At 51.8% G+C, this 573-nt stretch carries 1 pseudogene; it reads left to right on the top strand.

The annotated features are described in order from the left end of the window. A pseudogene (locus tag R7Z47_RS26085) lies at positions 1-573 on the top strand (adenosine deaminase); the annotation flags it as partial.

Here is a 573-nt window from a genome sequence, read left to right as displayed (position 1 = left end):
GCTCTGCCAGCGTACGATATTGAGTCTCTCACTCCACACGTTCAAATTGTCGAAGCGGAACCATCTCTTGTTGCTTTCCTTTCCAAGCTTGACTGGGGCGTAGCAGTACTGGGCGATCTTGACGCTTGTCGTCGCGTTGCTTATGAAAACGTTGAAGATGCGCTAAACGCACAAATTGATTACGCCGAACTGCGTTTCTCACCATACTACATGGCGATGAAACACAAACTGCCAGTCGCTGGCGTGGTTGAAGCGGTTGTCGATGGCGTACAAGCAGGCATGCGAGACTTTGGCATCAAAGCGAACCTTATCGGTATCATGAGCCGCACATTTGGCACAGATGCATGTCAGCAAGAACTGGATGCCATTCTAAGCCAGAAAGACCACATCGTAGCAGTAGACCTTGCAGGTGATGAGCTTGGCCAACCAGGCGATCGCTTTGTCTCTCACTTCAAACAGGTGCGTGATGCAGGCCTAAACGTGACAGTTCACGCTGGTGAAGCGGCGGGCGCTGAAAGCATGTGGCAAGCCATTCAAGAGCTTGGTGCAACGCGTATCGGCCACGGTGTGAAA

Origin of the sequence: Vibrio sp. 1641 (assembly GCF_033339995.1) — a bacterium.
Classification (GTDB): Bacteria; Pseudomonadota; Gammaproteobacteria; order Enterobacterales; family Vibrionaceae; genus Vibrio; species Vibrio alginolyticus.
The sequence above is the reverse complement of the archived record's forward strand: the minus strand, read 5'-3'. Positions and strand labels throughout refer to the sequence as shown.